The sequence below is a fragment of the Streptomyces sp. KR55 genome (assembly GCF_052245645.1).
In the GTDB taxonomy this organism is placed as follows: Bacteria; Actinomycetota; Actinomycetes; order Streptomycetales; family Streptomycetaceae; genus Streptomyces; species Streptomyces flavusporus.
In genome coordinates, this window is the sequence record NZ_JBQQCE010000663.1 from 1 (window position 1) to 3,938 (window position 3,938).

At 68.3% G+C, this 3,938-nt stretch carries 5 protein-coding genes; 1 reads left to right on the forward strand and 4 read right to left on the reverse strand.

The genetic code is table 11. The annotated features are described in order from the left end of the window. Together ACTWQJ_RS47850 and ACTWQJ_RS47855 are read right to left on the reverse strand one after the other, a co-directional pair. Nucleotides 1–246 (reverse strand): hypothetical protein (locus tag ACTWQJ_RS47850; protein WP_443312642.1); only part of this gene is annotated, 246 nt, incomplete at its 3' end. A 182-nt stretch (nt 247–428) separates the two neighbouring features. Next, nucleotides 429–899, reverse strand: a complete 471-nt coding sequence (locus tag ACTWQJ_RS47855) for a hypothetical protein (RefSeq protein WP_443312643.1) — start codon at nt 897–899, stop codon at nt 429–431. A 265-nt stretch (nt 900–1,164) separates the two neighbouring features. Here ACTWQJ_RS47855 and ACTWQJ_RS47860 point away from each other — a divergent pair, with 265 nt between their 5' ends. Continuing rightward, nucleotides 1,165–1,677, forward strand: coding sequence for a hypothetical protein (locus ACTWQJ_RS47860; protein ID WP_443312644.1), 513 nt, complete (start codon nt 1,165–1,167; stop codon nt 1,675–1,677). Between the two features lie 11 nt (nt 1,678–1,688). On the opposite strand, the gene ACTWQJ_RS47865 is transcribed toward ACTWQJ_RS47860, so the two are convergent. Next, on the reverse strand, nt 1,689–3,317 hold the full coding sequence (locus ACTWQJ_RS47865; protein ID WP_443312645.1) for an ISL3 family transposase: 1,629 nt from the start codon (nt 3,315–3,317) through the stop codon (nt 1,689–1,691). 401 nt (nt 3,318–3,718) lie between these two features. Next, nucleotides 3,719–3,938, reverse strand: a 220-nt coding sequence (locus ACTWQJ_RS47870) for a hypothetical protein (protein WP_443312646.1), incomplete at its 5' end; no start/stop codon positions are given.

Genomic DNA, 3,938 nt, shown 5'->3' on the forward strand with positions numbered 1-3,938 from the left:
GTGCAGGCCCGGGCAGCAGGCGTCGTGGGCGATCTTGGCATTTCCGTAATCGCGGTGATGTGGGCCTGGCCAGGCAATCCCTCCAGCGAGATGGTAGACCTCGTCGGCGGCGAAGAGCCGGTCCGGATAATCGCCCGGGATCAGCGCGATCCACGCCACCTCCGCATCCGGCTCGCCGCTCCCGGCCACACGAGCGGGGTCCGGGCCTGCCTGAGGCCGGTAGACGTTCACCCCGTCGTAGTGCATGGTGCGGTGGCGGTGTGTGGGTAGACCGCACGCCGGGCACGCCACCGTCAACTTGCGCCCCCACGCGGGCACATGGGTTTCCCCCGGACCATGCTGGGAGGGAACACTCAACGGATCAGCCTCCGATCCTGACCGGCCGCTGGGCAGGCGTCGACGGTCGACTGCCTGCGCTCAGCACAAGGCTACCGACAGGAACTGACGCGACGGCAGACTGTCAGCTCGTGCTCACGGCCACCGACAGCGTCACGAGCGCGACGTGCTACTCGGTCGGTCCGAGCATCCGCATCAGCGAGGCGAGGGTCTGCGCCTTTTGGGTCACGTTCGTCGTCGCTCAGGCGGCCGTTGGCGAGCTCATCCTGGAGCTTCTCCACGGCCTTTCGCAGAGCGGGCTCAGGGTCCGCGGCCTCGGGTTTCGGGCTGTTCGGCCCGTGACGCCGCTGTGCGAACTGCTCGCGGGTGATCCATCCCTCGCGGAACGCCTGCTCCCATAGGCCTTCCTCGTGGTCGTCGTTGGGATCGCCTTCTTGGAAGTCGCTCTCCCACGCATCGGGGTCGTCGATGGGCTCGGGGTCCGCCCACGGATCCGGATCGTAGGAGAGCCCGTAGTCGGGACTGTGTGGCCCGTAGGCGTCGGGATCACGTCGGTCCGTCATCGGATTGCCCTTCCTGCGGCGGCGCGTAGGCAGAGGAGCGTACTGCGAACGTCTTGCCCGGTGGCCTGCGCGCGATCGGACAGCGGCAGTTCCCGCCGGCCGCGACGCCCGACGCTGTTAGGGCTCCTTGAAATTGGCTGTGGCGGATATTTCGTGAAGCACCTGATGGCGGTGAGGCCGACAGCTGGGTCATGCTTGATCGCTAGCGCCGGGGCGCGGGGTCCGGCATGGCTCTTGGGGGTCTGCGGTGGTAGTCAGTGAGCTGGTGCGCGCAGAACTGCGACGGGTCGATTGGGCTTCGCTGGAGTGCGGCTGCGGCGATTCTGCGGAGCATGTGCCTCTTCTGATCGAGGCGATCATCACTGCTGAGACGCCCCGGGACATGATCGGGTACACCCTCGATGGTCACATAGAGGAAAACACGATCATCTTCGAGTGCACTCCGCCGGCGGTCGGCGTGATCATGGCCGCGCTGGCGGGCGACCTCTCGACACTGGCCCGAGACGTGCTGCTGCAGACGTTGTCGTTCGTGGCCGCGAGCTCCGGCGACTATGAGCTGGATACAGAAGGCGCGGGTCTGGGTGACGGATGCCGGACCCACGCTCAGGAAGGGTTCTGGGGGCTCGTCCAGATCGGGCTCACGGGTACTGCGGAAGACGCCGAAACGGTCGCCGACATCTGTGAGTACTTCGAGCTGGGCGGTGACAAAGCCGCCTTCTACCAGGCCGAGCTTCGCGAACGTATGCGCGCGAAGACCAAGCGCGGGCGACGCGTCTGACGCTGTGAAGGTCACGGTGGTTGGGCGAGGACGAAGGTTCGTAAGAGGGCGAAGGAAGCACGGCCATATGACCGGCGTTTGATCAGTTTGATGCGTGTGACCTGCCCCTCGACGGCGCCGGAACTCCAGTGGAGCGTCAGGCCGTTGACGACGGCGTCCCAATCGTTCTGGAGGAAGGCCGCGAAGCCCTGGACCGGTTGTGGCCCCTGATCGAGAGCACGGGCCATCCAGTGCGCGAGGTCGTGACCTCGGCGTTCGCGGGCAATGGCACTGAACTCGTGAGCGAGCTCGCGGGCGGTGGCCAGGTCGGGGCAGGCATCCAGGATGCGGTCGAGCTGTTCGCGCTGGCTGTCGGTCAGGGTGTCGGGGCGGCGCATGATCCAGGTCGTGATGCGGCGGGGACTGGGAACAGGCTGGCGTGGTTCCGGGGCGGCGGTGCCGGCACGGAGGGTCGCGATGTACTTGGTGACCACGACGCGGCTGCCGCGGTAGCCGCGTTCGCGGATCTCGCGGAAGAGGGCCGCGGCGTTGGTGGCGCCGCTGCGGAAGCGTTGTTGCAGGTAGGGCTTGAAGCGGTTGATGTGGCCGTTGGGGCGGCGCTCTCGGGCCGAGGCGAGGATCTGGTCGAGGTCGGTCGTCAGGTAGTGGCGCACCGTCTTGCGGTCGCGGCCCAGGCGGTCGGCGATCGCGCTGATCGTCCAGCCGCGTTCGCGCAGCTGGTGGATGTCCGTATGCCACTGGCGGACGCGAGCCAGGAGCTGGCCGTCGGGTGGGTCGTTCGGCTCCGGCGGTCCGATCAGTGCCGCCAGGGCGGCTGAGTCCGACGGCTCCTCGGAGTGGTCCAAATCACCAGTCTCGGCGTCTTTGCGCAGGCAGGCACGGTGTTGGTGAGCGGTGCGTTCGACAGCTCGGGCGAGCGAGTGGAGCAGATGCCAGCGATCTGCAACCTGGATCGCGTCGGGGGCCGCACGGGCGGCGGCCTGGCTGAAGGTGCTGCACCGGTCCCGGCAGATCACCTTGATCTCGGGGTGGTCGGCGGGCCAGGCGGCCAGCGCGTCCGCGGTGCGGTCGGGTAGCAGGTCGATCGGCCGCCGTGTTTCGACGTCGATCAGCACGGTTCCATAGGTGGCGCCCTTGCGGAACGCGAACTCGTCGATGCCCAGGACCGTGACCTGGCTGGACGGCGGGTCCGGGAGCCGTCGGAGTTCCCCTAGGATTACGTCCCGGGTCGCCCGCACCGGCAGATAGCCGGCGAGCCGAGCGCCGGCCCGGCCACCGACGGCCAGCCCGATCGCCTGCACCATCCGGGCGAGCGACTGGGTGCGTCGCCGGTACGGGGTGGTCAGGCACGACACCTGTTCCGCCATGGTCCGGCGGGAGCACAGGTCGTTGTCGCACAAGAACCGCCGGATCCGCAGGCGGAGCAGCACCCGCCGGCCGCCCAGCGGACGGTCAGCCAGCCTCCGCATGTACGTGCTGTGCACACGCGACGCCGAGACACCGCGTGAAGGGCACTTCACCGTCGGCTGCCTGGCGTGCAGATCGATCCACACGACGTTTCCGACGACGTCCACCGCATCGATGATCAGTCCCTCGACGTCAGGCCACACGAGATCCCAGAAGTGCTGTTCGTCCCCCACGGCCAACATGCTGGACAACGGACATCACGGGCCATGGCGGATGTTTAGAACTGGCCGTCACGAAATTTCCGCCACAGCCGTTTTCCGAAGAGCGCCATCAACCCCCCGCCGCCGGATCGGATCAGGGTGCTGACCAGGGTCAGCGGGTCAAAACGGTGCAGCCAAGCACAATCAGCACTCCAGCGATCCGTAGGGACTCGTCCCGGTCCTGTCCGGGCTTGGTGTACGCCTCCATCTCCGGGCCCCAAGGGACGGCACGCAGCCGAACTCACCGGGGCTGCCGGACGCGGCCGCCGCGCGGAACATCCTGCCGGGCGCAGCACCTGCCCCCGCCACCGGCTCGAGGCCCGGCGGCGGGAGCGCCACTCCCCCGCCGACGGGCTGGGTTGGTGCTGGCTGGGTCAGCAGGCCAGGACGCCGTGCCCGAGCTCGGCGAGCGCCACGGCGATCCGCGCGCCTGCCTCGCGGTCCTGGCCAGGCATGGTGAAAGCCTGGAGGTCGGGGCGCCAGGTGAAGGCGGCGCCCTCGATGACGGCACGGGTCTCGTCGTCGAGGTCGTCGGCGCACTCCGGGGCGACGACGACTGCGCCGAGCTGGATGTCGGTTGTCACCAGGTACATG